This window comes from Collinsella sp. LCP19S3_A7, from assembly GCF_052121995.1.
Taxonomy (GTDB): domain Bacteria; phylum Actinomycetota; class Coriobacteriia; order Coriobacteriales; family Coriobacteriaceae; genus Collinsella.
The window spans coordinates 1-26,854 of the sequence record NZ_JBQKDE010000024.1 but is presented as its reverse complement, the minus strand read 5'-3'; the positions used below and the strand labels follow the sequence as shown (position 1 = coordinate 26,854).

Annotated in this window: 17 protein-coding genes and 1 tRNA gene; 1 reads left to right on the top strand and 17 read right to left on the bottom strand. The window is 59.1% G+C overall.

What is annotated here, in order from left to right; translation table 11 throughout:
- Positions 1 to 117: 117 nt before the first annotated feature.
- From ACTQV3_RS08875 to pstB, 15 genes are all read right to left on the bottom strand, one after another.
- Positions 118 to 2,931, bottom strand: a complete 2,814-nt coding sequence (locus tag ACTQV3_RS08875; protein WP_441067968.1) for a phosphoenolpyruvate carboxylase — start codon at positions 2,929 to 2,931, stop codon at positions 118 to 120.
- A gap of 257 nt (positions 2,932 to 3,188) precedes the next feature.
- Entirely contained in the window at positions 3,189 to 4,502 is a 1,314-nt protein-coding gene (gene hisS, locus ACTQV3_RS08870) for a histidine--tRNA ligase (RefSeq protein ID WP_441067966.1), read from the bottom strand.
- A 307-nt stretch (positions 4,503 to 4,809) separates the two neighbouring features.
- Complete coding sequence (locus ACTQV3_RS08865) at positions 4,810 to 6,114, bottom strand: MFS transporter (RefSeq protein ID WP_441032221.1); 1,305 nt, start codon at positions 6,112 to 6,114, stop codon at positions 4,810 to 4,812.
- A 3-nt stretch (positions 6,115 to 6,117) separates the two neighbouring features.
- Positions 6,118 to 7,416, bottom strand: a complete 1,299-nt coding sequence (locus ACTQV3_RS08860; protein ID WP_441067964.1) for a M20 family metallopeptidase — start codon at positions 7,414 to 7,416, stop codon at positions 6,118 to 6,120.
- A gap of 116 nt (positions 7,417 to 7,532) precedes the next feature.
- On the bottom strand, positions 7,533 to 8,516 hold the full coding sequence (locus ACTQV3_RS08855) for a DMT family transporter (RefSeq protein ID WP_154517687.1): 984 nt from the start codon (positions 8,514 to 8,516) through the stop codon (positions 7,533 to 7,535).
- A gap of 207 nt (positions 8,517 to 8,723) precedes the next feature.
- Positions 8,724 to 10,913: a YhgE/Pip family protein gene (locus ACTQV3_RS08850; RefSeq protein ID WP_427794316.1), complete on the bottom strand. Its 2,190-nt coding sequence runs from the start codon at positions 10,911 to 10,913 to the stop codon at positions 8,724 to 8,726.
- The gene (locus ACTQV3_RS08845) at positions 10,914 to 13,688 is read right to left on the bottom strand and encodes a YhgE/Pip family protein (RefSeq protein ID WP_441067961.1); all 2,775 of its coding nucleotides are present in this window, start codon (positions 13,686 to 13,688) and stop codon (positions 10,914 to 10,916) included.
- Positions 13,689 to 14,131: 443 nt separating this feature from the next.
- Complete coding sequence (gene htpG / locus ACTQV3_RS08840) at positions 14,132 to 16,156, bottom strand: molecular chaperone HtpG (protein WP_441067959.1); 2,025 nt, start codon at positions 16,154 to 16,156, stop codon at positions 14,132 to 14,134.
- Positions 16,157 to 16,358: 202 nt separating this feature from the next.
- Positions 16,359 to 16,859: a GNAT family N-acetyltransferase gene (locus tag ACTQV3_RS08835; protein WP_427795298.1), complete on the bottom strand. Its 501-nt coding sequence runs from the start codon at positions 16,857 to 16,859 to the stop codon at positions 16,359 to 16,361.
- Positions 16,860 to 16,898: 39 nt separating this feature from the next.
- Positions 16,899 to 17,549 (bottom strand): tyrosine-protein phosphatase, encoded by a 651-nt coding sequence (locus ACTQV3_RS08830; RefSeq protein ID WP_427795297.1) that lies wholly within the window; start codon positions 17,547 to 17,549, stop codon positions 16,899 to 16,901.
- A gap of 17 nt (positions 17,550 to 17,566) precedes the next feature.
- On the bottom strand, positions 17,567 to 18,304 hold the full coding sequence (locus ACTQV3_RS08825) for a CpsD/CapB family tyrosine-protein kinase (RefSeq protein ID WP_441067957.1): 738 nt from the start codon (positions 18,302 to 18,304) through the stop codon (positions 17,567 to 17,569).
- Between the two features lie 2 nt (positions 18,305 to 18,306).
- Positions 18,307 to 18,963, bottom strand: coding sequence for a YveK family protein (locus ACTQV3_RS08820; RefSeq protein ID WP_349074521.1), 657 nt, complete (start codon positions 18,961 to 18,963; stop codon positions 18,307 to 18,309).
- Between the two features lie 178 nt (positions 18,964 to 19,141).
- On the bottom strand, positions 19,142 to 20,566 hold the full coding sequence (locus ACTQV3_RS08815) for a sensor histidine kinase (RefSeq protein WP_427729173.1): 1,425 nt from the start codon (positions 20,564 to 20,566) through the stop codon (positions 19,142 to 19,144).
- A gap of 3 nt (positions 20,567 to 20,569) precedes the next feature.
- On the bottom strand, positions 20,570 to 21,298 hold the full coding sequence (locus ACTQV3_RS08810) for a response regulator transcription factor (RefSeq protein WP_154517679.1): 729 nt from the start codon (positions 21,296 to 21,298) through the stop codon (positions 20,570 to 20,572).
- A gap of 64 nt (positions 21,299 to 21,362) precedes the next feature.
- Positions 21,363 to 22,238: a phosphate ABC transporter ATP-binding protein PstB gene (pstB, locus tag ACTQV3_RS08805; protein ID WP_441067954.1), complete on the bottom strand. Its 876-nt coding sequence runs from the start codon at positions 22,236 to 22,238 to the stop codon at positions 21,363 to 21,365.
- Positions 22,239 to 22,489: 251 nt separating this feature from the next.
- Here pstB and ACTQV3_RS08800 point away from each other — a divergent pair, with 251 nt between their 5' ends.
- The gene (locus ACTQV3_RS08800; RefSeq protein ID WP_441067952.1) at positions 22,490 to 23,830 is read left to right on the top strand and encodes a D-alanyl-D-alanine carboxypeptidase family protein; all 1,341 of its coding nucleotides are present in this window, start codon (positions 22,490 to 22,492) and stop codon (positions 23,828 to 23,830) included.
- Between the two features lie 133 nt (positions 23,831 to 23,963).
- Here ACTQV3_RS08800 and ACTQV3_RS08795 read toward each other — a convergent pair.
- Positions 23,964 to 24,054: transfer RNA gene (locus tag ACTQV3_RS08795), tRNA-Ser, on the bottom strand.
- Between the two features lie 96 nt (positions 24,055 to 24,150).
- The gene (locus tag ACTQV3_RS08790; protein WP_441067950.1) at positions 24,151 to 26,337 is read right to left on the bottom strand and encodes a tetratricopeptide repeat protein; all 2,187 of its coding nucleotides are present in this window, start codon (positions 26,335 to 26,337) and stop codon (positions 24,151 to 24,153) included.
- Between the last annotated feature and the right edge of the window lie 517 nt (positions 26,338 to 26,854).

Here is a 26,854-nt window from a genome sequence, read left to right as displayed (position 1 = left end):
CCGACGGGTTTCCCTCTGAATGCATTCCGCAGCACGAAGCCCTTTCCAAACGCGCGAAGCGCGCCATTATTCCCCCAGCAGTAATCCGCCGAAGACCGGACATCGCAGGGCTATCGATTACCCCGTGTTCTGCAGACCTGCCGAGACGCCGGTCACAGTTGAAAGAATCAGGCTCATGTACTCGGCTTTCTTCTCCTCGGCCATCTCGTCCTGGTTCATACGCACCTCGCGAAGGGCGCGGACCTGGGCGATGGACAGGGCGTCGACGTAGGGGTTACGCACGCGAACGGCACAGCCGAGCACGCGACGACGCTGCAGCGGCCACTCGTCACCGACGATGGCAAGGACCCACTTACGGGTGAGCTGCATCTCGGTAAAGACCTTCTTGGACAGATCATCGCGGTCGCCCAGATGCAGATACATCTTGGCAATGCGCTGATCGGTCTTAGCAATCGACATCTCGATGTTATCGATAAAGGTGCGGAAGAACGGCCACTCCTGGTAGGCAGCCTTGAGCTGGTCAAGATCGCCCAGCTGCTCGCAGGCGGTGCCCAGGCCGTACCAAGCGGCCAGGTTAATGCGTGCCTGGCTCCAGCTGAAAATCCACGGAATGGTACGCAGGTCGTCGAGCGACTTGGCACCCAAGCCGCGCTTGGCGGGACGCGAGCCGATCGGCAGCAGACCGACCTCGGTCAGCGGCGTCACAGTCGAGAACCACGGTGCAAAGTCCTCGGTGTTCAGCAGGTCCAGATAGCGCTCGTGGCTTGCGGCGTTGAGTTTCTCGGCCATATCCCAGAACTTCTGCGTGGTCTCGGTGTTGGTCTTCTCGACGCTCGGGGCCGACTGCAAAAGCGTTGCGGCGGCAACGGACTCAACATGGCGCTGAGCCAGCGTGCGGTTGCCGTAACGGGCAAAGATGACCTCACCCTGCTCGGTGAGCTTAAAGAAGCAGTTGACCGAACCCTTGGGCTGCGCCAGTACGGCCTTGTTGGCCGGGCCGCCACCACGGCCCACGGCGCCGCCGCGACCGTGCATGAGCACCAGGTCGATATCGTTCTTCTCGGCCCACTTGGCGATGCGCTCCTGCGCGGAGTGCAGCGCAAGCATGGCCGTGGTAGGACCGGCATCCTTGGAGGAGTCGGAGTAGCCCAGCATAACCTCCATGCGGCGGTTGGTCTGGGCAAGACGCTTCTGCACCACGGGCAGCGTAAGCATCTGGTCGAGCACGTCAACACAGCCCTCGAGGTCCTCGAGCTGCTCGAACAGCGGGATCACGTCGAGCTCGGGAACGTCCTCCTCGTGTGCGAAGGACAGGTGGGCCAGCTCAAAGACGTCGGCCACATGCTGGGCACTCTTGGTAAACGAGATGATGTAGCGGTGTGCCATCTTCTTACCGTAGCGCTTTTGGATGGAGCCGATAGCGCGGAAGGTGTCGATGACCTCGCGCGTCATGGGCTGCAGGTCGCCATGGATACCGTTTTCGTGGATATCCTTAAGGGCGCGGGCATGCACCACGGAGTGCTGACGGAACTCCATCTCGACCATATGGAAGCCGAAGGACTCGACCTGCCAGATGATGGTCTGCACCGGGCCGTAGGCGGCACGGACGGCACCGCAGGCAGCCAGCGAACGCTGGACGACGCGCAGGTCATCTAGGAACTCGTCGGCGCTGTGATACATGGTGTCGGTGATACGGCGTACGGTGGCGTTCAGACGGTCGGCCATGACGAGCATGACGGCGCGATGCGGCTCGTGCTCGGAGATAAGCTCGGCGCGGGCCGTGTAATGGGCACTCATCTCGACCTGATGGTTCCACAGGTTGATAAGCTCGGCAGACGGCTTGCTGTAGGTGGCCTCGAGCGTGAGGTTGCGGCCGATGCGGCGGCACTTGTCCTCGAGCTTGAGCACCATGTGGGTGAAGTACTTGGCGGCGACCTCACGGCTCACCTTGGCGGTAACGTTGGGGTTACCGTCGCGGTCGGAACCGATCCAGCTGCCGGGATGGAAGAACGCCGGGCACAGCGGCGGCACGGTACCGGCCTTGTCACCCAGCACCCAGTCGTCAAAGCGACGATAGATGACGGGGATGACGTCGAACAGCGTGTTATCGAAGATGTCGATGATGGTATCGGCTTCCTCGACCGGCGTGGGCTTCTTGAGCGCGATGGGGCTCGTACGCACCAGGGCGTCGATCTCCTGCAGCATATGGCGCTCGTTCTCCACCAGGTCGGAGCCGCCCAGACGCGGACGCTCCTCCAGCAGGTTAGAGATACGGCGAATCTTGCCCTCGACGGCCTTGCGACGGGCCTCGGTGGGATGCGCGGTAAAGACGGGATGGAACTCAAGCTTGCCGAGCAGCTCGTTGGCGCCCTCGACACCCATCTCATCCACCAGCTGGTGATAGGCGACGGTAAGTTCGTTGGCGGGATCGACCTCGGTATCGGTCGATGCGCCGGCCTCACGCTCGCGCAGCTGCGTCACACGGTAGTTCTCCTCCGACAGGTTTGCCAGATGGAAGAAGCTCGTAAAGGCACGGACGATAACCTGCTGCTTATCGAGCGGCAGGCTGTCGATCAAATCGACGACCTCGCGAAACGCCACAGCAGTGGGCTCGTCGGCGGTGGGCACGCCCTGCTCGTCGACGGCCTCGTCGGCGGCACGGCTACCGGGGTTGCCGGCATTGGCCACGATCTCGGCCGACAGAATCTTGTCGAACAGGTCCGCGATCTCGGGATCATACTCGCTAAGCACACGGCGCTCCAGGCGCAGGAACAGCGCAAGGTTGTCGCGCAGCTCCTCGGGAATCTCAATCTCGGCGAGACGCTCCCTGGACTCGGCATTCGAGCCGATTCGGTTAACGAGGCGGTTGACCACGGCAGCGACGCGCGCCGCGGCTTCGGGTACAGACTGGTTGCTCAGGTTCTCAGCCACGTTTCCTCCCATTCCTCCTTCTATGCACGTAACATGCGGTATTCATTATAGGCACTTGAGAAACACTTTCGATACTGATTGCGCTTTACCACACAAAAGTATTTTCTGCATTGCAAGGCTTTTTGCCCCAAATGGTCGTATTTCTCGGTGGGCGGCATATGCAAACGGGGACATTCCGCATAAAAGCGAAACACCCCCGTAACAATCGTTCGCCGCGAGCGGGACGCGTTAGCGGACCTGCAGCTCAAAATGATGCCCTACAGGCGCTCGCGCACCGCCTCGACAACGTTGGCCAGATCGACCAGTACCTCGTCATGGCTCTGCATGTCGCGCACCTTGACCTTGCCGGCGGCAAGCTCGTCGCCGCCCAAGACCAAAATGAGCTTGGCACCCACCTTGTCGGCCTGCTTAAACTGAGCCTTGAGCGAACGACCCTGATAGTCTGCCTCGGTCACGATGCCTGCGGCGCGAAGCTTCTGCGTAATGGCAAAAACGTTCTGACGCAGTTCCTTGCCGGCGTTGGCAACGTAGACACACGGAGCCTCATCGGCACCCAGGTCGCTGCCAAAGGCCTGCAGGGCCAGCAGGGCGCGCTCAAAACCGACGGCGAAGCCGACACCGGCCGTGGGCTTGCCGCCCTCGAGCTCGACCAGGCCGTCGTAGCGGCCGCCGCCACCGATGGAGCCGACGCCGGCGCCGGGGGCCTCGACCTCAAAGACGGTACGGGTGTAGTAGTCCAGGCCGCGCACCAGGGTGGGATCCTCGACATACTCGATGCCGGCGGCATCCAGATAGCGCTTAACCTGCTCGTAGTGCTCGCGGCACTCGTCGCACAGGTTGTCACCCATCAGCGGGGCCTCGGCCATGATCTCGCGGCAATGGTCGTTCTTGCAGTCGAAGGCGCGCAGCGGGTTGAGCTCGGCGCGCTCGCGGCACTCATCGCACATCTCGTCGGCGTGATCGAGAATGAACTGCTTGACCTGCTCGCGATAGGCCGGACGGCACTGGACATCACCCATCGAGTTAATGAGCAGACGGAGCTTGGAAAGATCGAAGCCCAGACGCTTGTAGAACTCCATGAGCATAATGATGCACTCGGCGTCCGCAGCCGGATCGGGAGCACCGAGCCACTCGATGCCCACCTGATGGAACTGACGCAGGCGGCCCTTCTGGGGGCGCTCGCCGCGGAACATGGCCTCGGCATAGTAGGCCTTAAACGGCGTGGAGCCCTGGGGCACCAGGTTGTTCTCCACGACGGCGCGCACCACGCCGGCAGTGCCCTCGGGACGAAGCGCCAAGCGCTGTTTGGGCTTGAGCTTGGCATCGGTGCCCTCGGTAAAGACACGCTCCAGGTTGGCGCCGCTAAACACGCGGAACATCTCCTTGCGCACGACATCGGTCGACTGGCCGATGCCGTGGACAAACACGTCCACCTGCTCGATCGCGGGCGTCTCGATGGGCTTAAAGCCAAACGGCTCGAACACGCCGGCAGCGATCCGCTGCATCTTTTGCCAGGCGCGCATCTCGGCGCCGATAAGGTCGCGGGTTCCCTCCGCCTTCTGTGCCTGCATGGGCAAACACCTTTCTTTTAGTATCGCGTCATAGGTAGTGGTCATTATACGGCACAAAAACAAAACGCGGCGACGCGTCTGACCGAACGAGGGTATGGGGGCTCGTTCGGCCAGACGTGCCGCCGCTGCAGCCGATCCGCTTTCCTCCGCCCCCTTCGAATCACACGATCTGTTGGGGACAGAGGAAAACGGATTATTTTGTATGCCCGTGGCCGCCTTGGAAACCGAATGATGGTACGAGCATCCATTCGGCTTCCAAGGCGGCCACGGACAGAACACGGGGCGAACAGAAAAGAGCGACGGACGTCTACTCCCCCGCCACGCTCGCACGCAGCTTAGCGGCGATGGGCTCGGATGCCAGCAGGAATACGAGCATGACCACAGAACACACCAGGCACACGATCCAGGTGCTCGCAAAGGAGCCCGTGGCATCGAACAGCACGCCCGAGACAATGGCACCCACGGTGCCGCCGACCATCTCGAGCGAGGTAATGGTGCCCGTGACCTTGCCCAGATCGGCCATGCCAAACTGCTTGGACGCGGCGATAGTGGGCGTGATGGTGCCCATGCACGTTCCGACACCAAAGCTCACGGCAGCCACGATGGGACCAAGATCGGTCGCGGGGAAGCACAGGGCGACGCAGGCGATAATGCACGCAACGGATCCCAACACGTTGCCAAAACGTAGGCCAAAGCGATCGTAAATGACGCCGAGCGAAATCTTGGCGATAACGACGGTGACCATATAGGCCGAAAGCACAGTGCCCGCCCACACGGGATCGTGACCGCCCGTGACGATCTTGGCGCCGTTGACGGTAACGCTCGTCATGTTGGTGATCTGGTTGGGCAAGATGGCACCGTTAACGAGGCCCATAAAGAGAAAGGCGACGACAAGCAGCCAAAACGCCGGGCTCTTCTTGATGCGAGACCAACCGACGTTAACCTCGGGAGCCGTGTGCTCGTCCTTGTCGCCAGCTGTCGAGACGGACGGATCGCCCGGGTTCTCGCCGAGCGGCTTAAGGCCTATCTCAGAAGGCTTGGTGCGGAAGGAATAGGCCGTGATGGGCAGCGCCGCCACCATGCAGATAGCTGCGAGCACCAGGAAGGCGGAACGCCAGCCAACGCTCACGATAAGCGAGCTCACGGTGGGAGACAGAACAGCGCCTCCAAAGCCCGAGCCCGAAAGTGCTATGGAGATCGCAAGACCTCGCTTGGCCGTAAACCAGTTGGCGGTAACAAGGCTAATGAGCAGGCGGGTCGAGGCGACGGCAAAGCAGCCCGAGACGGCAAAGAGCACGTAGACCTGCCACAGCTCACCGACAAAGCTCATCCCGGCAAGAACGGCAGAGGTGGCGATAACGGTAAGGGAACCCAAGATGCGACCGCTCACTTTGTCGGCAACATGGCCAATGACAAGCGAGCCGACAACGCTCACCACGGTTGAGATGGCGTTGGAGATGTTGTACTGAGCAAGGGAAATGCCCAAGTCGCTCACGATAAGCGGCTGAAACAGGCTCATGCAGTTAACGAAAATCGTGTAACACGTGGCCATGATGACAAAGCCGGAGGCCACGACGAGCCAACCGGGGAAGAATTTATGCTGCTGGGACATGGATTACTCCTTGTGGTCGGCGATATAGCCCAGGGCGACCGCCGCATAAGCCGCGGCGCCGAGCGGCAACTCGGCATCGCTAAAGCGTGCCTTGGGATGGTGCTGGGCAAAGTGCTCGTCCGTATCGGTCACAGCCGCACCGAACGTAAAGTACGCGCTCGGTATCTCGCTCGAGATAAGCGCAAAGTCCTCGCTCGCCATGGCATGGAACAGAGGCAGGAAGGCGGCCTTGGGCAACGTCGCACCCACATAGCCAAGCGAAGCCTGGGTCATATCGTCATCGAGCACGAGCGGGGGAACATCCGAGAGCGTCTCGATAGTCGCCGGCGTACGATAAGTCGTGGCAACGCCTTTGACGACCTCCGCGATGCGGGTCTTGAGGTGCTCCATGAGCTCAACGTCAAAGCCGCGCAATGTTCCCTCGAGCACGCAGGTGTCGGGAATCACATTGGCCGCTTGGCCACCGGCAAACTTACCCACGGTGAGCGCGACCTCCTTGGCCGCCGGCACCTCGCGAGCAATAAGCTCCTGGAGCGCCAGGTGCACATGCACGCCTGCCGTGATGGGGTCGATGCAGATCTCGGGGCTCGAACCGTGGCCGCCCTTGCCCTGCAGCGTGATGCGGAAACCGTACACGCCCGAAAGCGCCGGGCTGCCGTAGAGCACCAGGCCAAGCGGCGACTGGCCGTTGACATGCATGGCAAAAGCCGCCTGAGGACGCGGGTTCTCGAGCAAGCCGTCGGCGATGGCAGCACGTGCCCCCTCAAAGGTCTCCTCGCCCGGCTGGAACAACAGCTTGACGGTGGCATTGGCGTCGACAAGCGCGGCCTCGCGAGCCTTGAGCAGGCGCGCCGCACCAAGCAGCGCCGTCGCGTGCATATCATGACCGCAAGCATGCATGCAGCCATTGGTAGACGCAAAGGGCTCGCCGGATTCCTCGACAACGGGCAGGGCATCCATGTCGCCGCGCAGCATAACGACCGTACCGGCCTGTTCGTCCGTGCAGACGCCATTGCCCTGGGCCGCGGGGGCAGCGGCACCGACAAGGCCCACAACGCAGGAACCATCGACGAGCGTGGAAAATGGGATGTCCATCTCGTTCAGGCGCGCTTGGATATACGCAGAGGTCTGTGGGAGGTCGTTACCGAGTTCGGGCATCCGATGCAGATCGTGACGCCATGCGGCAAGCTCATCGGCAAAAGCCTGAGCCTCTTTGACCAGACCGTCGCCAATGGCGGCTTGCGCCGCCGCTGAGGTCTGAAGCGCTGGTTGTGGTTGGAAATCGGACAGAGCTGGTGCCATAGATGCCCTCCAGTAAAGTTTTAGCAGCAAGCACTTTCATACTCTAAAGTGCAGGGCATAACTTTAAAGGCGACGCATAAAAAACGCCGCCCCAGAGGGACGGCGCAACAGATTGTTTACAAACGCGCTCGCGGCTTTTTACGCAAAAAGCCAAAGTGCGTCTCGCTCAAGATAATCGACAGGAAGATGAGCGCAAATCCGGCAAGCAAACGCGAGGTGAGCACCTCCCCCATCAGCAGCACCGAAAACAGCACGCCCGATGGCGACTCCATCGAAAGCAGTAGTGAGCCCGTCGAGGCCGGGACATGCGCCAAGCCCACGTTTTGGATGAGCAAACCCACGCATGTGCAGCCTACCGAGAGAAATGCCATCACGCCAATAAAGCTCGGCGTCCACACGGATAAAGGCGCCTGGGTCTCGAACGGCAGCGAAGAGATCAGGCACAGCACACCGTTGCCCGCAAACATCCAAAACGTGATGACGTTGATGTCCATCTTGCGACCGTACTTAGCGGCCACCGCCATCTGGATGGCAAAGAAGACCGCGCCGCCCAGCGTAATAACATCGCCGGCATTGAACTCGACGCTATCAAGCGCCACCAAGCCAATGCCCGCCAGACACAGCAACGCGGCGCCCAAGTTGTAACGGGTAAGTTTTTCGCCGCTTAGGACATAGCTCGCAAACGGAACCAAGATACAGTACGTGCCCGTCAAAAACGCGCTTTTGCCTGCCGTGGTCTGCGCCAGGCCAATCGTCTGCAAACCGTAGGCACCCCACATGAGCGCGCCCATGCCAAGTCCAACAATCAGATTTCGAGCGTTGAAATGGGCAACAATGCGCTTGTGGAAGACGGCAAGCATGACCAGCGACGCCGGAAGAAAGCGAATGTAGAGCAGCTCGAACACCGGAATGGTATCGAGCGCGTCCTTCATGGTGGTAAAGGAATAGCCCCAGATGACCGCTATCGAAAGCAGCAAGACCTTCCAGAACAGCGGCGAGCGCGCACCGGCACCGCGAGAGGCACCGCCGGCACCCAGGTCTTCGCGGGCTACAGGGCTATCGGGCATATTTTCGATTTCAATAACGGCATGATGGGCCATAGGGCATCCTCGCGCTCGGTCTGGGCGTGGTGTCCGCACGCGCGCGACCGCATGCCGCCTCATGGTCAAATAAAAACGAGACGCGCCGGACCCCCGGCACGCCCCGCAACTGTAGCAACAATCAAGCAGCCCACGCAATTCAGCCCACTAAAGTATCGAACAGAAAAGCCTCGATGCTCCGGCAATGTCAGCGTTCACATTGTTGCGCTAGATTAATTTAGTACTCTCCAGCTTTTCGATAATCCAGTCGTTGGCTTTGATGACCGGACGACGGAAGACCACACCCAGGGCCAGCGACGGAATCAGATAGCTCGCCAGAATACCCAGCTCAACCCAGTACTCCATATGGTAGGCGCCAGCCATGGCGGCATGCATGGCGTTGATGCCATGGGTAAACGGCAGGAACGGATAGATCGCCTGGAACACGGGGCCGGTCATCTCGATGGGGAACGTGCCTCCCGAGCCACCGACCTGCATGACCAACAGCACGACAGCGAGCGCCTTGCCGATATCGCCAAACGAAACCGTAAGCGTGTAGACGATATTGGAGAACACGAGACTCGCGACCCAGCCCGCCAACACAAACTGCAGCGGGTTGTCGCACTGGATTCCAAAGAACAGGATGTCGCCCGCACACACGAGCGTCGCCTGCAGCAGAGCCAAACCGCCAAAGAACAGGTAGCGACCCAGGTAGATTTCGTGCAGGCGCACGGGGACGAGCTCGTTGATAAGCTCATCGTCGACCGAGACCTTCATCATGGCTGCCAGCACAATCGAACCCACCCACAGCGACAGAATCGTGTAGAACGGCGCCATGGCCGAACCGTAGTTGCGGATCGGATAGACCGGCTTGCGGTCGAGCGCGACGGGGCCGGAAAGCGATACGGCCAAACCCTCGGGATCGTTGCCGATCATCGTCTTAATCGTCGCAAGGTCATCCGACATCAAGGCACCGTCGAGCTCGTCCTTAAACGCGCCGATCTTGTCCGACGCCTCGCCCAGCTGATCGGAAACCTTGTTGACCAGCTTTGCAGCCTTGGAGAGGCCCTTTGCCAGCGAACCGGATGCGTCGGTCAGGCCGTCTACGGCGCTATCCAGATCGCCCGAGATACCATCGAGCGAGTCTAGAATGCCCGAGACGGTCTTCTTGAGCTCCTTGGCCTTAACCGAGAACGTGGAATCGTAATCGGATTTGGCGCCCGCGATGCCGGCCTTGGCATCGGCGATGGCCTGATCGACCTCGGCACGCGTGCTGTTGACCTCTGCCATGCTGTCAGAAAGGGACTTAGCAGTTGCCGTCAGGTCCTTGGCGTTGTTGCGATACTCCACCGCGATCCTGCCCAGCGATGTTGCTACAGACTTAAGGCTCTCCTGGAGCTTTTCGTCACTGACCTGCTCGGCAAAGCCGCGGAGCTGGTCGGCCGTGGCGTCGATATCGTCGGCACGTGTATTGAGCGCCGCCGCGGCATCGTTGAGCTGGGACACCGTAAGGTCCACATGCTGGTTTGCGGTGTCGAACGCCTTCGCGAGCTCGGCAGACACATTGTCGAACGAGCCCGCGCTTCCGTCAATCGCCGCGTCAACGGCATCGTTGGCGGCCTTGAGCGCTTCCTTGGAATCATTGATGCCGCTCTTGGCGTGTTCCATCAACTGCTTGGTCGACTCATCGACGGTACCCGTCTGCTGGAGCATACCGCTCGCCGACGTCAGCGAATCGGACGTGGAGCTCAAAATGCCCGCAAGCGACGTTGCGCTGGCCTGAACGCCCTGCAGGTCCTGGACCGAATCGCCGAGCGTCGAGGACAGGTTGGCGATAAAGTTGCTGACCTGGTCGGTGCTCATGTAATCGAGCAGGCTGGACACCGTCTTAAGACCGATGCTCGTAATGGTCTCGGTAAAAGTTTCGTTAACCTGGCTTTGAACGGCGTTCGAACCCTTCTCGGTCACGATCTGCGCGATGGCGTTGGCCTTCTGGTTCTCGTAAAACTCGATATCGGCGTGCTTCACCTCAGTCGAGAAAAGCGTCATCATGTCGGCGCTAAACGTTTTAGGGATAACGACGGCAGCGTAGTACGCGCCCGACTTAACGCCCTCGATCGCCTTATCGCGGTCGTTGAGGACAACCCAGTCGAAGTTCTCGTTGCCGCGCAGGGTGGCGGTTACGTTTTCGCCCACGTTGACCTCGACGGGAATCAGATCGCTCTCGTAGCCCTCGTCGGTGTTGACCACGGCAATCTTAAGATTGCCGGTGTTGCCGTACGGATCCCAGCTGCCGGCGATGTTAAACCACGCGTACAGACACGGCACGATAATGAGGCCCATCACGACAATCAAGCCGATCACGGAGCGAGACACGTTTTGGACATCGCGCTTAAACAGATGCAGGATGTTCTTCATTTATGCCTCACCTCCTTTGGAGTGCTTGCCAAGCGGGGTGGTGTCCCCGTCGTTTCCGCTTACGTTGTCAACGCCGTCGGCATCTTGAGCCTTACGATGCGCACCGATATGCGGCAGACGGCTCGTGGGCTGTTCGCTGTCCTTGGTGCCCCGCTCACTGGCGTTGAGACCGAACATGCGACGGGCGGCAGGGATGGCAGCCGTGTGCTCGCGCATCTCGCGGCGCAAGTCCTCATCCGAAAGCGCCGAGATGCGCAACTGGGTATTGAGGCTCGCGCGGATATATTCGATATTGATAAGCCAGCCGCAGATGGCAATAACCGAGATGATCCAAATGACAAGCAGGATGATCTTGCCGTTATTGTCGATATCGAGCACCGTCGAGAGCACAAAGAGCAGGACCTGCACGCCTACCACGGCGGCAAAACCGCCCTTGATGTAGTACGGGTAGCGATGCTCAAACGCCACGGCATGATCGAGCAGCTCGCGACGGTACGAATCAGAATCGAGCATGACGCGCATGGCCGTGCGCAGCGAATAGCGCTGGCGCGGCAGGTCATTGGACTCGCAGATCATGAGGCCCGTCGTGGAAAGCTGCTTATCAAAGAGCAGGTTGAGGTTGAGCAGCAACGGGCGCAGCTGCAGGCCGATAAAGAGCGCGATGATAAGGAACACGCCCAGGATGCACAGGTTGAACAGGTAGTTGAACGAATACATGCCACCGACCGTCTCGCGCAGCAGGTTGATGCCATAGGTGAAGGGCAGCAGCGGATGCAGCCACTGGAAGAAGCCGGGCATCATCTCGATGGGATACATGCCCGACGAGCCGGGGATCTGCACAATGACGAGAATGACGCCAATGGCTTTACCGATATGCTTAAAGGTGGTGGACAGCGCATAGATGATGTTGACGTAAGTGAACGAGATAGCGATGCCGCCCAGCACGAACAGCAGCGGGCTGACGCACTGCACGCCAATCACCAGATCGCCTACCGTAACGATAATGGCCTGGAACGCGCCCAGGATCACCAGTAGCAGCCAGCGGCCAAAGTAGCCCTGACGCGCGGTAAAGCTGCCGATGCCTTCGCGGTCGACCTCGAGCTTGTAGATAGCGATAAGCACGTAGCCGCCCACCCAAAGCGCCAGATTGGTGTAGAAGGGCGCGATGCCCGAGCCAAAGCTCTTGACCGGATAGATTGACTTGGACGTCAGCTCAACCGGAGATGCCATGAAATCTGCCACGTCATCGACGTCGACGTCCATGAGGTCGGCCAGCTCGCCCATGGACTCGGAGGTCTGCAGCGCCGCAATGTCGTTGGCGGCGGTTGCGAGCTTGTCCTGGACCTTGGCAAGCGAGGCATCGGTCTGGGACAACGTGGTCTTGGCCTGACCGAGCGTAGCGTTGAGTTGCGAAAGTGTACCGCGCGCACTTGCAATAGCAGGCGTGAGGCCAGACACGATTCCCGTCAGATCACCCGAGACGGCGGCAAATGAATCAAGCGCGCTCGAGGCCTTCGGCAGCGCGTTTTGACCCAGGTCCGTCTGGGCCTGGCCAAGGTTAGTCGCACCGGTCTGGATTGCGTTATTGATAGCGTCGCTGGCACCCGAGACAGCCGCGGCGTCATTCGCCATGGCGCTCGACTGCGCAGACAGACTATCCTTGATGCTCTGAAGCTTTTCATTCTGCTCGCGGAGCAAATCGATGGTCGATACAATGCGCGCGTCAATTTCCTCGGAACCTGTCGACGTGTCATTAACGAGAATTTCCAAGTGCCCGATAACGGCCTTATTGTGGTCGATCGTCGCCTGGAGAGACTCAAGCGAGTTGTCGATACGGGTGATCGTAGATGTGACCGTGCCCGTCAGCTTGCCAATCGCAGCGTTCGCGGAGGCTGACGTCTTGGTGAGCGCAAGGCTGCCTTCCGAGAGCGCCTTGGAGAGCGAGGTGATGGAATTACCCGCCGTGGCGCGCGCCTCGCCCAGCAGGTCGTTGCCCTGGGAGATCGCCTGCGTCAGCGACGGCGCCTGACCCTGTAGACCGGCAAGTGCTGCATCTGCCGAGGCAATGGAACCACTCGTCTTATCGATGGCGGCATTCATGTCGCCAATCGAACCACGCACCTCGCCCAAGGTATCGGATGCTTCGGACACCGAACTTGCCAGCGAATCCTGGGTCTGGGTTGCCTTGTCCTTTAAATCGACTCCGGCATCCTTGGCGATACCGGCAACAGTCTCGCCCGCCGTGGAGACAAATTCCGAGTTGATCTGCTCCTCGATGGTGCTTGCACCGGTGTCGGTAACCTTGGGCGCAATAGCGCTCTTCTTCTCATTGACGTAGTACGTAAGCTTGGGCTGATGGTAGTTGCCGTCGAGCATCGAAACCAGGTTATCCGAGAAGTTCTTGGGGATTACGATGGCCGCATAGTACTCACCGCTCTCGACGCCCTCTTTAGCATCGGCCGCCGAATCGACGAAGGTCCAGCCCAGCCGATCGTTCTCCTTGAGCTGATCGACGACCTTATCGCCCGCGTTGAGCTCGCCCACCAAGTCGTTTTGGGTGCCCTGATCGTTGTTGGCGATGGCAATCTTGATACCCTGGGTGTTTCCGTACGGATCCCAGTTTGCCACGATGTTGTACCAGGCATACAGCGAGGGAATAACGCACACGCCGAGGGTAACCACCAGGGCGACGGGATTCACAAGCAGTCGCTTAATGTCGCGCTTAAATATCGCAAAGGAGACCTTTGCATCGGATAGTTTGCTGCCGAGACTCACGCTTGGACCGTCCATCCTGTCGTTGAATCGAATCGTACTATCGATAACCATTGTACGAAGGCGTTTTAACGTCTCGATGCACAATGGTATTGAGTTTTGCGGGTAGCAATATACTACGAAGATGAGTTAGCGTACAGTTGTACAGTATCTTTAATTTCAGCAGCTCCCAAAACCACAACCCGCACAAATTAGCAACCCAACTAGTCATTGGGGACGTTCTTAAACGACCAGTCAAACAAGAACGTCCCCAACGACTAGCTTGGACCACGGTAACGTCGATGTTTTGGCAATGCCAGCGAGCGGGCACCAGAGCGAACAAATTGGCATGAAAAGAGGACGGCATAGACCTTCTGGTCATGCCGTCCTCTTTGAATGACAAGTTGTCGCTCTGGTGCCCGCGCAGCGTCGAGCCGTTCCGCCGTTCGGCAGAACGGCGGAACCAATTACATAAGCTCGCAGACAGCCGCCGCGAAGGCAACGGGGTCCTCGGGCAAAATACCCTCGACGAGCAGAGCCTGGTCATAGAGCAGGCCGGAGTACTGCTTGATCTTGTCGGCGTCGCCCGCCTTCTGAGCAGCGACGAGCTTGGCAAAGACCGGGTGCTTGGCGTTGAGCTCGAGCACGCGTTGGCTCTTGGGCATACCGTCGGGCGCACCCTCGGGACCCTTCTGAAGCACCTTCTCCATCTCGAGCGAAAGCGGACCCTCGGTGGTGATGCACGCGGGAGCATCGGTCAGGCGCGCAGAGACGGCGACCTTCTCGACCTTGTCACCGAGTGCCTCCTTCATGGCGCTAAAGAGGTCCTCGTTCTCCTTAGTGGCGTCCTCGGCCTCCTTCTTCTCGTCCTCGGTCGCCAGGTCAAGATCGCCGGTAGCGACATTCTTGAGCTCCAGGTGACGATCTTCGACCTCGGGCTCGGCACCGTCGGCAACAGCCTTCTCGGCAGCCTCGCGGGCAGCGTCGTCCTCGTAGATCTTGGGCATATCGACGGCAACGTACTCACGCATAGCCTGGAACGTGAACTCATCCACATCCTGCGTCAGCAGCAGCACGTCATAGCCGCGGTCGAGTACGCCCTTTACCACGGGCATCTTGGTCAAGCGCTCACGCGAGTCGCCGGCGGCGTAGTAGATGGCCTTCTGATCTTCGGGCATGCCCTTGGCATACTCGGCCAGGGTAATCATCTTCTGCTCCTTGGCAGACCAGAACAGCAGCAAGTCGGCGAGCTCATCGGCCTTCATGCCATAGCTCGAATAGATGCCGTACTTAAGGCCACGGCCAAAGTTCTCAAAGAACTTCTCGTAGGCCTCGCGGTCGTTGTCACGCATATCCTCAAGGTCGGCGGTAATCTTCTTTTCCACACGCTTGGCGATGGCCTTGAGCTGACGGTTCTGCTGCAGCGTCTCGCGCGAGATGTTGAGCGACACGTCGGCGGAATCCACGACACCACGGACAAAGTTATAGTAGTCGGGAAGCAGGTCGTCGCACTTCTCCATGATCAGGACGTTGGAGCTGTAGAGCGCCAGGCCCTTCTCGTAGTCCTTGCTGTACAAATCGAACGGCGCGCGGCCCGGCACAAACAGCAGGGCGTCGTACTCGAGCGTACCCTCGGCGTGGAAGCTGATGGTGCGCGCAGGATCGTCAAAGTCGTGGAACGTAGACTTGTAGAACTCGTCATAGTCCTTCTGCTCAACATCGGAGCTGCGCTTCTTCCAGATCGGCGTCATGGAGTTAACGGTCTCGAGCTCCTGGTAGTCCTCGTACTCGGGCTTGTAATCCTCCGGCGCGTCCTCGGGCTTGGGTTTCTGGCGGCTCCTGGAGACCATCATTTGGATCGGGTAGCGCACATAGTTGCTGTACTGCTGAATCAGGCTCTTGAGGCCCCACTCGGTCAGGAAGCGATCGTAGGTCTCGGCCTCGCCATCGGCGTCGAGCTTCTCGTTCTCGCGCAGCGTCAGGATGACATCGGTGCCGTGCTCGGCGCGCTCGCCGTCCTCGATGGTATAGCCCTCAAGACCGTCGGATTCCCAAACATGGGCGACATCCTCGCCATAAGCGCGGCTGACCACCTTCACGTGGCTGGCGACCATAAAGGCCGAGTAGAAGCCCACGCCAAACTGTCCGATGATGTCGACATCCGAGCCCTGCTGCTCGGCGTTCTCGGTCTTAAACTCCTCGGAGCCGGAATGGGCGATGGTGCCCAGGTTGCGCTCGAGCTCCTCGGCGGTCATGCCAATGCCGTTATCCGAGATGGTAATGGTGCGGGCGTCTTTATCAAAGGAGACGCGAATAGCCAGGTCGCCCTGGTCGAGCTTGACGCTCGGATCCTGCAGGCTCTTAAAGTTGAGCTTATCGACGGCGTCGCTCGCGTTAGAGATAAGCTCGCGCAGGAAGATTTCCTTGTTGGTGTAGATGGAGTTGATCATGAGGTCGAGCAACTTTTTGCTCTCGGTCTTAAATTGACGCATGTGCAGTCCTTTCGCGCTACCCCCGTCCGCAAAAACAGCCCGGTTACCCGAGCCGTATCGCAGACCTGCTATGTTCAGACTTAGATTTTATAACCCATTAGCGCGCATATATACATGCGGAATCGAAAAACTGTATGTCCGAGCACTCCGATGCGCCAATTGCCAAGGAGTGTCCCCAACTGCCGACAGGAAAGGAACGTCCCTATCTGCCATCTACGCGCTTGGCCATCCAGGCATGGGGCTGGCCCTCGTCTTCGTAGTCAACCGGGGCAATTTGTGTGTAGCCAGCCTTTTCATAGAGCGGCAACACGTATTCCTGCGCGTGCAGCTTAATAAGTTTAGCGCCGGCATCGCGTGCGCATGTATCGCTGGCCTCGACGATCGCGCTTGCCAACCCGCGACGACGCATAGCCGGCAGCACGGCGACGCGCCCCATAATGTAGGTCTCCCCCGCGGCGACGCCTTCGTCCAAGTCGCACGCCGGTGGCACCGGAGCCTCCGCATCTGCCGCGCGCTCCAGCTCCTCGGGAAACACGCGCGAGCAGCCGGTGAGTTGGCCATCCACATACAGCGTCACATGGATGCAGCCCGGGTCCTCGTCAATCTGGTCAAACTCGTTTTCATAGCCTTGTTCGTCCATAAAAACGGCGCGGCGCACCAGCGCCGCGTCCTCAAAGCAACCTGTCTTAAGTTGGATATCCAAGGCGGCCCCTTCATTCAGTAAGAACGTTAGGGACAGATTTTAGCGAAAATGAGCCCCGCGCACACTAAACTTCGCACGCGCTTTTGCCAGGCAATCGTAGTGGCCCACGTTATGGGCGTCACTCGCGATAAAGCTGTACAAGTTCTGATCGAACAGACGCTGCGCCGGCTTTTTCTCGCGGCCAAAGCGGCCGCCGGCGATAAAGTCTGCCGAAGCTTGCAGCTTGCAGCCCATATCGACCAGACGCTCGGCCACACTCACATCCTTTTGAACAGCGCGATATCGCTCGGGATGAGCGATGATCACCTGGTAGCCGCGGCATTGCAAATCGTAAATCGTACTCTCGTACTCTCTAAACGCATAGGAATCAGCATGCGTCGAAAGCTCGAGCAGGAACTCGTTGGTTCCATCGAAATGCAGGTACTCCGCAGCGTCGATGCCCAGCTCGACGAGCTTTCGGTGGTTGACCTCAAAGCCCATCTGAAGCGGAAAACCATCTGCGTTATCCCGCAATAGCTCAAAGGCATCCCACATCTTGTCGTAGTCAAAATAGGGATCTCGGCAATGCGGGGTGCAGACAATTCTGGTTACGCCAGCCTGCTTGGCAGCTGCAAGCATCGCCAAGCTCTCATCAAGATCGGCAGCGCCGTCGTCTACACCCGGCAAGATATGACAATGAATGTCGCGCATAGGTCGGCCTTAATCAACTAAACGTTTGCCCGGTTGGTAAAGATGCCCATTTTAGAAGCACCCTGAGCAGCGGAACCGTTCTTTACTTTCTTACCTTCCTTGGTGTAGTAAGAATAGTAATACTCGCTGGTCTCGGTCTCGCAGTAATTCATAACGGTACCGATGAGCTTGACCTTCTCGGACTTCTTAAGCTGAGCGATGGCGTTGAGCGCCTCCTCGCGCTTGGTGAAGTCCTCACGCACGACAAAAAGCGCACCGTCGGTCAGACTTGCGATCTCGGCAGCATCGATGAAGGTGCCGACCGGGGGAGCATCAAAGATGACGTACTGGAACTTGGCGGACAGTGCCTTTACCAGCTTGGCAAAGCGGTGAGAGACGATGATGTCGGCAGGATTGGGAATATGCGGCTCGGCATCGAGGAAGTAGAAGTTCTTCTGACCCGTCTCGACAATCGCCTGGTCAATAGAAACCTGCTCGGACAGGACTGCGTAGAGTCCGCCGCGGGAGCGGACGCCGAGCATATCGGCAAGGGACCTGCGACGCATATCAGCCTCGACCAGCAGGACGCTCTTGCCGCTGGTGGCGATAGCCTGGGCAAGGTTGATGGAAACCGTAGACTTACCCTCGTTGGGAATCGAGGACGTGACGGTAATGGTGCGAATGGGATCATCCACGCTCGCAAAGCGGATGTTGGCCAGAAGGGTCTTGGCGGCATTCTGTACAACGAGCTTATCGGTGTTCTTTGCCTTAGCCATGCCTATTTACCACCTTTCATAGCCGGAATTCGGCCAACAACGGGAATGCCCAGGAGCTCTTCTGCCTCTTCTGCACCGCGGATGCGGGTATTGAGCATGTCTGCCAAAACGACATAGGCAACTGCGATAAAGATGCCCGCGAGGAACGCGACAGCAACGTACAGCATACGCTTGGGACCGCTGGGGGCTTCGGGGGTCTTAGCCTCGTCGATAACGTTGATGCTCTGGGCAGCGCCGACGTTCTGAGCGACCGTACTCACCGAGCTAGCTATGGCCTTTGCGACCTCAGCCGTCTCCTTGGCATCGGTGCCGGTAACCGAAAGCGTAATGACACGCGTGGTGGTCTCGGAGGAAACAGACACCTTGTAGTCATCCAGATCGGTGAGGCCCAGTTCCTTGGCGGCGCCGCTCTTAACGCTATCGCTATCCAGCAGCGTGGCGATATCGTTGGAAAGCATCTGGCTCGCCGAGAGATCGTTGTAGCTCATCTGACCGCTATCGTCGGTCTTGGCGAGAATGTACATGCTCGTCGTCGCGGTATAGGTGTTGTCCATCGCAACGAAGGACACGATGCCCATGGCGATCGCGCAGACCACCGGAAGGGTGATGACCAGCTTGAGGTGCTTTTTGAGCAGCTGGAACAGTTCGAGAAGGGTCATGCAGCTTGCCTTTCATTTCCCCAGTTCGGATTGACAAAACTGCTCGTATAATATCGCATATTTCTACCATGCCCAAGCTCTATACATAAGATACAGCGTCCGCGCGTAAGTTGCGCAACAATTCACGCGGTAGCGGAGGCGCGGGCGTACCGTCTAATCCTCGGTTTTTGCTATGCCGCTACGCGAACGGTCCCTCTTGTTGCACGGGAAACGTTACCGTAATGGTGGTTCCCACGCCCGGCTCACTCGACAGGTCAATCGCGGCGTGATGGTACAGAGCGGCGTGTTTGACGATCGCCAAACCCAGGCCGGTTCCGCCACGCGCCTTAGAACGACTCTTGTCCACGCGATAAAAACGCTCGAACACTTTACCCTGCTCCTCGGGCGCAATACCGATACCCGTATCGGCAACAGACAGGTACGGATGACCCTCGTCATTGGTCCCGCAGCGCAGCGTGACCGTACCGCCAGGTCGGTTGTAGCGAATGGCGTTGCTTGCAAGGTTGTAGATCAGCTCGTCAATCAGGCGCGGCACGCCTTCGATCACCATGGGCTTCGTCTCGTGCCCAATGGTCACATTCGACTGCCGGGCAACTTGCTCAAGACGCTGTTCCACCGTCAAAATGGCGCGAGAGAGCTCGATGGGTTCTGTGGACCCAATGGGCACCGCCTCGCCCTCGGATGCTCGCTCCGCCTCGTCCAAGTTGGAAAGCGTAAGAATGTCGTTGACGAGCGCTGCCAGGCGGCCCGCCTCGCGATAGATGCGGCCACCAAAGTTGCGCAAGTCGTCCTCGCCCTCAACCATGCCGTTTGCAATAAGCTCGGCATAGCCCGAAATCGCGGTAAGCGGGGTCTTGAGCTCATGGGTGATATTGGCCGTGAACTCGCGGCGCATTCGGTCGTTGTCCGCTAGCACCGCCATTTGGCGCTTGAGTTCCTGGCGCTGCGACTCGATACGCTCAAGCATGGGAACCATCTCGGCATAGGCGTGCTCATAGCTACGGCGTGGGTGGTCCAAATCCACCTCTTGCAACGGCGCGATGATTGCACGGGACTCGCGGCGCGCCATAAAAAACGAGAGTACTGCACCCGCTGCTGCGATAAGCAGCATCGGCGCCACCATCGACAGCAAAATCGCCGCAACGCCAGGCTGGGCTTGCGCCAAGCGGACAACCTGGCCGTTATCAAGGGCGACGGCGCGATACAGCATAATCTCGTCGAGCGTAGAGCTTGCGCGCTCCGCGGAACCCAAACCACTCTCAAAGGCCTCGATGACCTCGGGGCGATCGCCATGGTTGGGCAGTGAGGAAGGCGACGCCTCGTTGTCGTAGGCAACCGATCCATCCTTGTTAATCAGCGTAATGCGCAAGTCCTCGCGATCGAGGCTACGCAAGAACGGGATGGGCTCCTGCTGTTCGTCGAGGGCGGCAGCAATGAGCTCGGTTTCCTGCGCCAGATTGGCACTCGTGGCATCCGCCAAGGTGTTTTGCACAAAGAACGCACCCAGCACCGTAAACGCCACGATAACCGCCATGGCGCAAACAAAGATCGTCACAAAAACGCGGTGCGACAGCGTATGTTTTCCCTGGGGGGCGAAGACCACGGGTTACTCCTCCGATGCGGTGGCCGCGGTGTCGTCACCTTCGGCACCGTCACCGGCAGAAGGCTCGGCCAAACGGTAGCCCACGCCGCGCACGGTCTCGATGGCGCTGGCATGCTCGCCCAGTTTTTGGCGAAGCGTCTGCACGTGCACGTCAACGGTGCGCGAACCGCCGTCGAAGTCCCAGCCCCACACGCTCTGCAGCAACGACTCGCGGGTAAAGACCACGCCGGGCTTGCGCATGAGGTACTCGAGCAGGTCGAACTCGCGCAGGGTGAGCTTAAGCGGCTCGCCGGCAACGGTCACCTCGCGATGGCTGGGCGAAAGCACGATATCGCCCACGCTGAGCACATCGCTCGCCTGCTTGACCATGCCGCCGCGACGCAGCAGTGCGCGGCAGCGGCTCGCAAGCTCCATGAGCGAAAACGGCTTAGTCAGGTAATCGTCGGCACCGCCATCGAGCGCCATCACCTTGTCGAGCTCGGTATCCTTGGCGGTAAGCATCATGATGGGCACCGTCTCCGTCAGGCGATCGGCACGCAGGCGACGCATAATCGCCAAGCCATCGGTATCGGGCAGCATGATATCGAGCAGCACAGCATCGGGCACCCGTCGCGCCACGGCAGCCTTAAACTCACCGTCGCACGAAAAGCCTTCGGCCTCGATCCCCTGCTTGCGCAGTGCATAGACCGTCAAATCCCTGATGTTGTCATCGTCCTCGACGTAATAGATCATGTTGAACCCCTTTGCGGCCGGCATGACCGCATCTTAATCCTAAAGGTACCTTTACTAGATGGTATCAGCCAAAACGTCCCGTCAAGTAATCCGCCGTACGCGGGTCAGTAGGATTTTTGAAAAGCTGAGCGGTGGGCGCGTGCTCCACCAACTCACCTAGCAAGAAAAACGCGACGGAATCGGATATGCGCGCCGCCTGCTGCATATTGTGTGTAACGACCACGAGCGTGCAGGTCTCTTTGAGCTCGCAGGCCAGCTGCTCCACCACGAGCGTCGACACGGGGTCGAGCGCCGAGGTCGGCTCGTCCATCAGCAGAACATCGGGCCGCACGGCAAGCGCACGGGCGATGCACAAACGTTGCTGCTGTCCGCCCGAAAGCCCCAGACCAGACTCCTTGAGTTTGTCCTTGACTTCGTCCCACAGGGCAGCGCGGCGCAGGGAGTCCTCGACCAGCTCATCCAGCACAGCGCGATCGCGCACACCCATACCGCGAGGGCCGTAGGCGACGTTGTCGTAGATGCTCATGGGAAACGGGTTGGGGCGCTGGAACACCATGCCCACGCGCTGGCGAAGGCGGCAGATGTCGTAATCGCCCAGGATATCTTGACCATCGAGCGCAATCTTGCCCTCGATGCGGCAGTCCTTGATGCCGTCGTTCATGCGGTTAAAGCAACGCAGCAACGTCGACTTGCCGCAGCCCGAAGGACCGATAAACGAGGTAATCTGCTTGTCGCGGATCTTGATGGACACATCCTTAAGCGCGTGGTGATCTCCATAGAACAGGTCGAGGCCCTCGACATCGATGCGCGTCGGCGAGGCAGCAAGGTCCTCTGCCGTGGGGCGAGTCGCATCTCCAATTTCGCGCTCATGCGCGGCCTCGGCCTGCGCTTCCATTAGCTCCTCGAGCTCCGTGGGCCCCACAGCCGCAGCAGCCGTCATACCGCATACCTCCACATCGATATCAAATCAGCAGTATCGATAGTAAAAATCGCAGCTCATATATGCGTGAGCGTATTGTCAAGTATTTGTAAGGACCTCCTCGATACGCGACGGGCAATCATATCGACCGTGCACACCCAAGCGTCCGCTCAGACACGAAGATAAACCGCACGCGCCAAACCCCAAGCGGCACAGCCGGTAAACGATATACTCTAGAGCCAAAGGAGACCATCCCGTCGAAAGCGAAATCAGTGAAGCATCTTACTCCTCTTGTAAAGCGTTCCGCGCAGCTGACCGTTGGCCTTGCCTGCGCCGTCGCCCTTGTCGCCGGCATTCCGTCCGTCGCCGGCGCCCAAGTGCTCACGACCGATAACATCTGCGGCAAAGCCGCCGATGCACGCGGCATTGCAGCCGAAGACCTGCCCGATATCGATGCCTCCAATGCGTTTGTCATGGGTAAAAACGGCACCGTCTACTATGCCCGTAGCGCCGACGAGCAAGTCAAAATCGCCTCGATCACCAAGGTCATGACTGCAATCCTCGCGGTCGAGAACTGCAAAATGGACGAGAAAATCACCGTGAGCAACGCGGCGGCAGCCGTAGGCAACTCGACCGCGGGACTCCTCGAAGGCGACGAGCTCACCGTCGAGCAAGCGCTGCGCGGCCTGATGATCCCCTCGGGCAACGACGCCGCCATCGCGCTTGCCGAACACGTGGGCAAAAAACTTGACCCCAAGACCAAAGATGCCGTCGCTACGTTTGTAAAAGCCATGAACGAGCAGGCCAAGAAGCTCGGCTGCACGGGAACGCTCTTCGAGAACCCGCACGGGCTGGATTTTGACGAATGGGCCGGCGATATGCATTCAACCGCACACGATGTGGCATTGATGATGCAAGAGGCTATGAAGGACGACACGATTCGCGAAGTCATGGCGAGCAAAGATCCCTGGATCGAAGTGACGGGCGCCGACGGCTCCGATCATTCGCATTCCATGGAAACGCACAATGTTTTATTGGGCCAAGACGGCAATATCGGCGGTAAGACCGGCACCACCGACGATGCCGGATACTGCTTTGCAAGCGCCTACAATCGCGATGGCGACGAGATCTATACCGTTGTCTTGAACTCCAGCACCACCGACCAGCGTTTTGCCGATACGGCCACACTTGCTAGTTGGTATTACGACCACAAGGTAACGGTCGAAATCGCCAATACGCAAAAGAAGACCGCCAACGGAAATCCGCTGATGGCACGTGTCAGTCAAACCGACTGGACAGACAAAACGATCGACGCCACGCTTGCCGACCCCACCGCGCAGGCAACGGTGTTCTCACTCGCCGGCGAAGTGACCGAAAAGGTTAGCTACGATGACCTTTCGGGCACGGTGCATGTTGGCGATAAGGTGGGCAGCGTTACGCTTAAGCAGGACGGCACCAAGATTGCCGTCATGGACCTGGTTGCCGACGAGGAAGGAACAGGGCCCAATCCCATCGAGTGGCTGCTCGTGAAGCTCGACCGCCTGGGCCGCCGCATCGACAACCGCCCGCTCACAGCCGAGAGCGAGACCGTAGCCAAGGCTCCTGAGGTGTAGGGCCAAAGCGATATCACATCGAACCAAATGAGGCGTCCAACGGGGCGCCTCATTTTTTGAGGTTTCGAATCCCCAGCTAACATTCTTCTAATCAAAAAAGGGCCCCAAATGGGACCCTTCTTTCAAGTCATACTGGCGGAGAGCTGGGGATTCGAACCCCAGATGCCCTTTTGGGGCATACTCGCTTAGCAGGCGAGCACCTTCGGCCTCTCGGTCAGCTCTCCGTAACAGCCGTTCCATAGTAACCAAACACTCGAATCCGGGCAAGGGGAATTTTTGATAATTGGCCGGCAGGCTTTCCTCCCCCATAAATCAAACCCCTATCCCAACGACCGGCTGAGGGAGCCGAGCTCATCGTTTCCCATCGTGCGCCACATTTGGAAGATGCAGACGCGTGCCAGGAAAAAGAAACCGTTATCGACCAGCTGCACAGCCGCGTCTGCCAGCTGGTTGGACACGGCGGGCACCGGCGGCAGTTCGAGCCCGGCCTTACTGATGGTCTCAACCGCTTCCTCGAACGTCGGTGGCTCATTGACACCCATCTCGTTCATAAGGCCCTGCATTTCCTCCAGTGCATTGCTACCCGACTCCTCACCGCGCGGTACCAAGCGGTAGCACGCCAACGCCAGCTCGAGCTGATCGCAGTTCCAGTAGGCAAACGCTAGGCGATAGAACAGGTAGCCGATTGAGGAACGGTCACTGGCAATGCGCAGGCCGTGGCGCGCCACCTCAATGACCTCGTCATAGCGCTCCAGACGCGCCAGCACGTTGATGAGTGCAAAGTGTGATTGCATGGATGAGCGCGCCAGATCGTAAAGATGACGCACCTCGGGCAATGCCCGCTCAAAATCCTCCTGATCGGCGTAAAAGCTGCAAATCTCATGCTGGGCAAAGTACAGCGCATCGGGAGCGCGCAAAATACGAACGGAGCGGTCTTCCTCCATTACCGGCAGCACCATACGCACCAGTTGATTGTCGCAAAACAGCGTCTGGACCGGTCCTGTCGCCAAAAGCTCGGCAACGGCGCACTTGGCCTCCAGCTCCTCAACAAGACGGGAAAAGCCCTCAAACGCACCCGCGCGGTCGACTTTTGCCCGCTCGCGCAACTCAGCGACGCGCGCCACATACGGGTCATCGCCCTCCTCCATAACCTCAAGCTCATCAGCCGTATCGGCAAGCAGCAGGTCGCGCAACGCCGGCGGCAGCGAACGGTGGTCGTCACGCGGGCGAGCATGAACCTCAGCGGGCTCAATCGCATCCGGCGCGTCCGACTCATATGCCTCAAGCATGCGCTTGCACGGCATATCATCCATATCCATGCTTTCAAAATTCTTAGCGGCGGGAACGCAATTGGCCAGATAGGCCGCACGCCCAAAGGAATATGTTGCAATGATGCGCTCGCCCTGCTCGCCATCGGGAGCCGCAATCTGAACGTAGCAGCGCGTAATGCTGGCACCGGCAGCAAAACAAGCCGCTGCTAGCGTGAGCGCCACGCGCGCATCGTGCTCGGTGGCCCATGCTGCACGCTTAGGCTCATCCACCTCGCGCCAGGCATCATCTTGAGCATCGTATTCGCGCTGCGGCATAGCATCGACAACCGTGCGGCCAAATCGAACCAGCATGATGCCCTCGGCGACGTTCGCTCGATAGGTGTAGTCGAGCCGCGTGACCACGTTGAGTGCTTCTACGATACGTGCAAAGCGGGTGCGAACGTCCCACTCGCCACCCGGCTGGCACGCAACCGTCCCCGGTTTGGCCCACGGGTTGTCATTCGACAGCGTTTCGAGCAGGCGAGGAACGTCGTTTGTCGTCTTGCTGATATGCCATAGGTCAAAGAGCGAGCAGCCCTCAAAGCTTGGCGACGAGGCAACGGGGCCCAACCCTGCCCCAATGCGCTCAAGGATGCCGGAGAGGCGGTTAAGACGACACTCGATAGCAAGCAGCATGTCAATCTCGTCTTGGTCCAGCAGGCTACGATCAAAATTGAGATAGAACAGCTTTGAGCGGTCGATACGCGCTAGGCCCATCTCGGACTTGGCAGCGATGGTGCGCAGTCGGGGCAAATCGACCTCGCTCATAAGGGCGGCGGCATAACGCTCGATACCGCTCGGATTATCGGCATGGTCAACGCGGTAGAGCAGCGTCTCGATAGCATCGGGGAGCGGTGCCGTGTTAAAGCCCAAAAACACCTCGACCGGCTCGGGCAACTTTACGAGTTTGATCTTGTTGGCGGTGTTTTTTATACCCTCATCGAGCTCGTCGGCAGGTACCGTGTTCGCAAGGGCGTTGTTGGGGTCGGCAAATATCACGTAGCGCAAGAACATCGAGGCCATAAACTCGCCATAAGGGAGAGCACGGCTCGAATTCCATGTCTCGTGGTCGGACTGCTCACGCATGGCCCCTTCGGGAGAGCCGGCCGTTCGCGCGCAAGCGCGCATTGCACCGTTGGCTCCCCGCACCAAAATCTCGCCAACACTGGAATCGGACTCGTCAAGGACCAATTTCATTTCGGGGCTCTTGGGCAATGGCACTTTCTGAACAGGGCCGTCAACCTTATAGACCTCACCTGACACGCTCACGTAGCCCAAAAGCGATATGTGGCTTTTGCCTACGAATTCGACGACGTAGCAAGACTCTTTAGGATCCTCGCCAAAAACTTTCCAGACAACACCATACGAGCGCCCCGCGGGTTGCTCTGGCATCGATGGAAAACGCTTTTTGGGGTCGAGAAACCTGAGCTTGTATGTCGGACGCTCTGCCACGAAATATCACCCTGATCGGTCGTCTAGCGAAGGAGTGGTCGCGGACGGACCGCGACATCTACTCGGAATCTTACACGAGTCGATAAGAAATAGTCTCCCGCGGGCGGAGACGCACGATTCCAGTCGAGTGTCTGGCGTCGAATGGCGGCGTAAAAGAAAAGCCCCCGTTGCCGGAGGCTTCAAGTTCGATTGGTGCGGCGTATAGGATTCCGCGCATCCGCTTCGCGGATCCGCACCGGCTTCGCCCGCCTGCCGGCGCGCT

Excerpts from the sequence above, each read along its gene's own strand:
- hisS (WP_441067966.1), bottom strand. The coding sequence starts at position 4,502 with ATGCAGGCACAGAAGGCGGAGGGAACCCGCGACCTTATCGGCGCCGAG.
- ACTQV3_RS08865 (WP_441032221.1), bottom strand. The coding sequence starts at position 6,114 with ATGTCCCAGCAGCATAAATTCTTCCCCGGTTGGCTCGTCGTGGCCTCC.
- ACTQV3_RS08860 (WP_441067964.1), bottom strand. The coding sequence starts at position 7,416 with ATGGCACCAGCTCTGTCCGATTTCCAACCACAACCAGCGCTTCAGACC.
- ACTQV3_RS08855 (WP_154517687.1), bottom strand. The coding sequence starts at position 8,516 with ATGGCCCATCATGCCGTTATTGAAATCGAAAATATGCCCGATAGCCCT.
- ACTQV3_RS08850 (WP_427794316.1), bottom strand. The coding sequence starts at position 10,913 with ATGAAGAACATCCTGCATCTGTTTAAGCGCGATGTCCAAAACGTGTCT.
- htpG (WP_441067959.1), bottom strand. The coding sequence starts at position 16,156 with ATGCGTCAATTTAAGACCGAGAGCAAAAAGTTGCTCGACCTCATGATC.
- ACTQV3_RS08830 (WP_427795297.1), bottom strand. The coding sequence starts at position 17,549 with ATGCGCGACATTCATTGTCATATCTTGCCGGGTGTAGACGACGGCGCT.
- ACTQV3_RS08825 (WP_441067957.1), bottom strand. The coding sequence starts at position 18,304 with ATGGCTAAGGCAAAGAACACCGATAAGCTCGTTGTACAGAATGCCGCC.
- ACTQV3_RS08820 (WP_349074521.1), bottom strand. The coding sequence starts at position 18,963 with ATGACCCTTCTCGAACTGTTCCAGCTGCTCAAAAAGCACCTCAAGCTG.
- ACTQV3_RS08810 (WP_154517679.1), bottom strand. The coding sequence starts at position 21,298 with ATGATCTATTACGTCGAGGACGATGACAACATCAGGGATTTGACGGTC.
- pstB (WP_441067954.1), bottom strand. The coding sequence starts at position 22,238 with ATGACGGCTGCTGCGGCTGTGGGGCCCACGGAGCTCGAGGAGCTAATG.
- ACTQV3_RS08790 (WP_441067950.1), bottom strand. The coding sequence starts at position 26,337 with ATGAAATTGGTCCTTGACGAGTCCGATTCCAGTGTTGGCGAGATTTTG.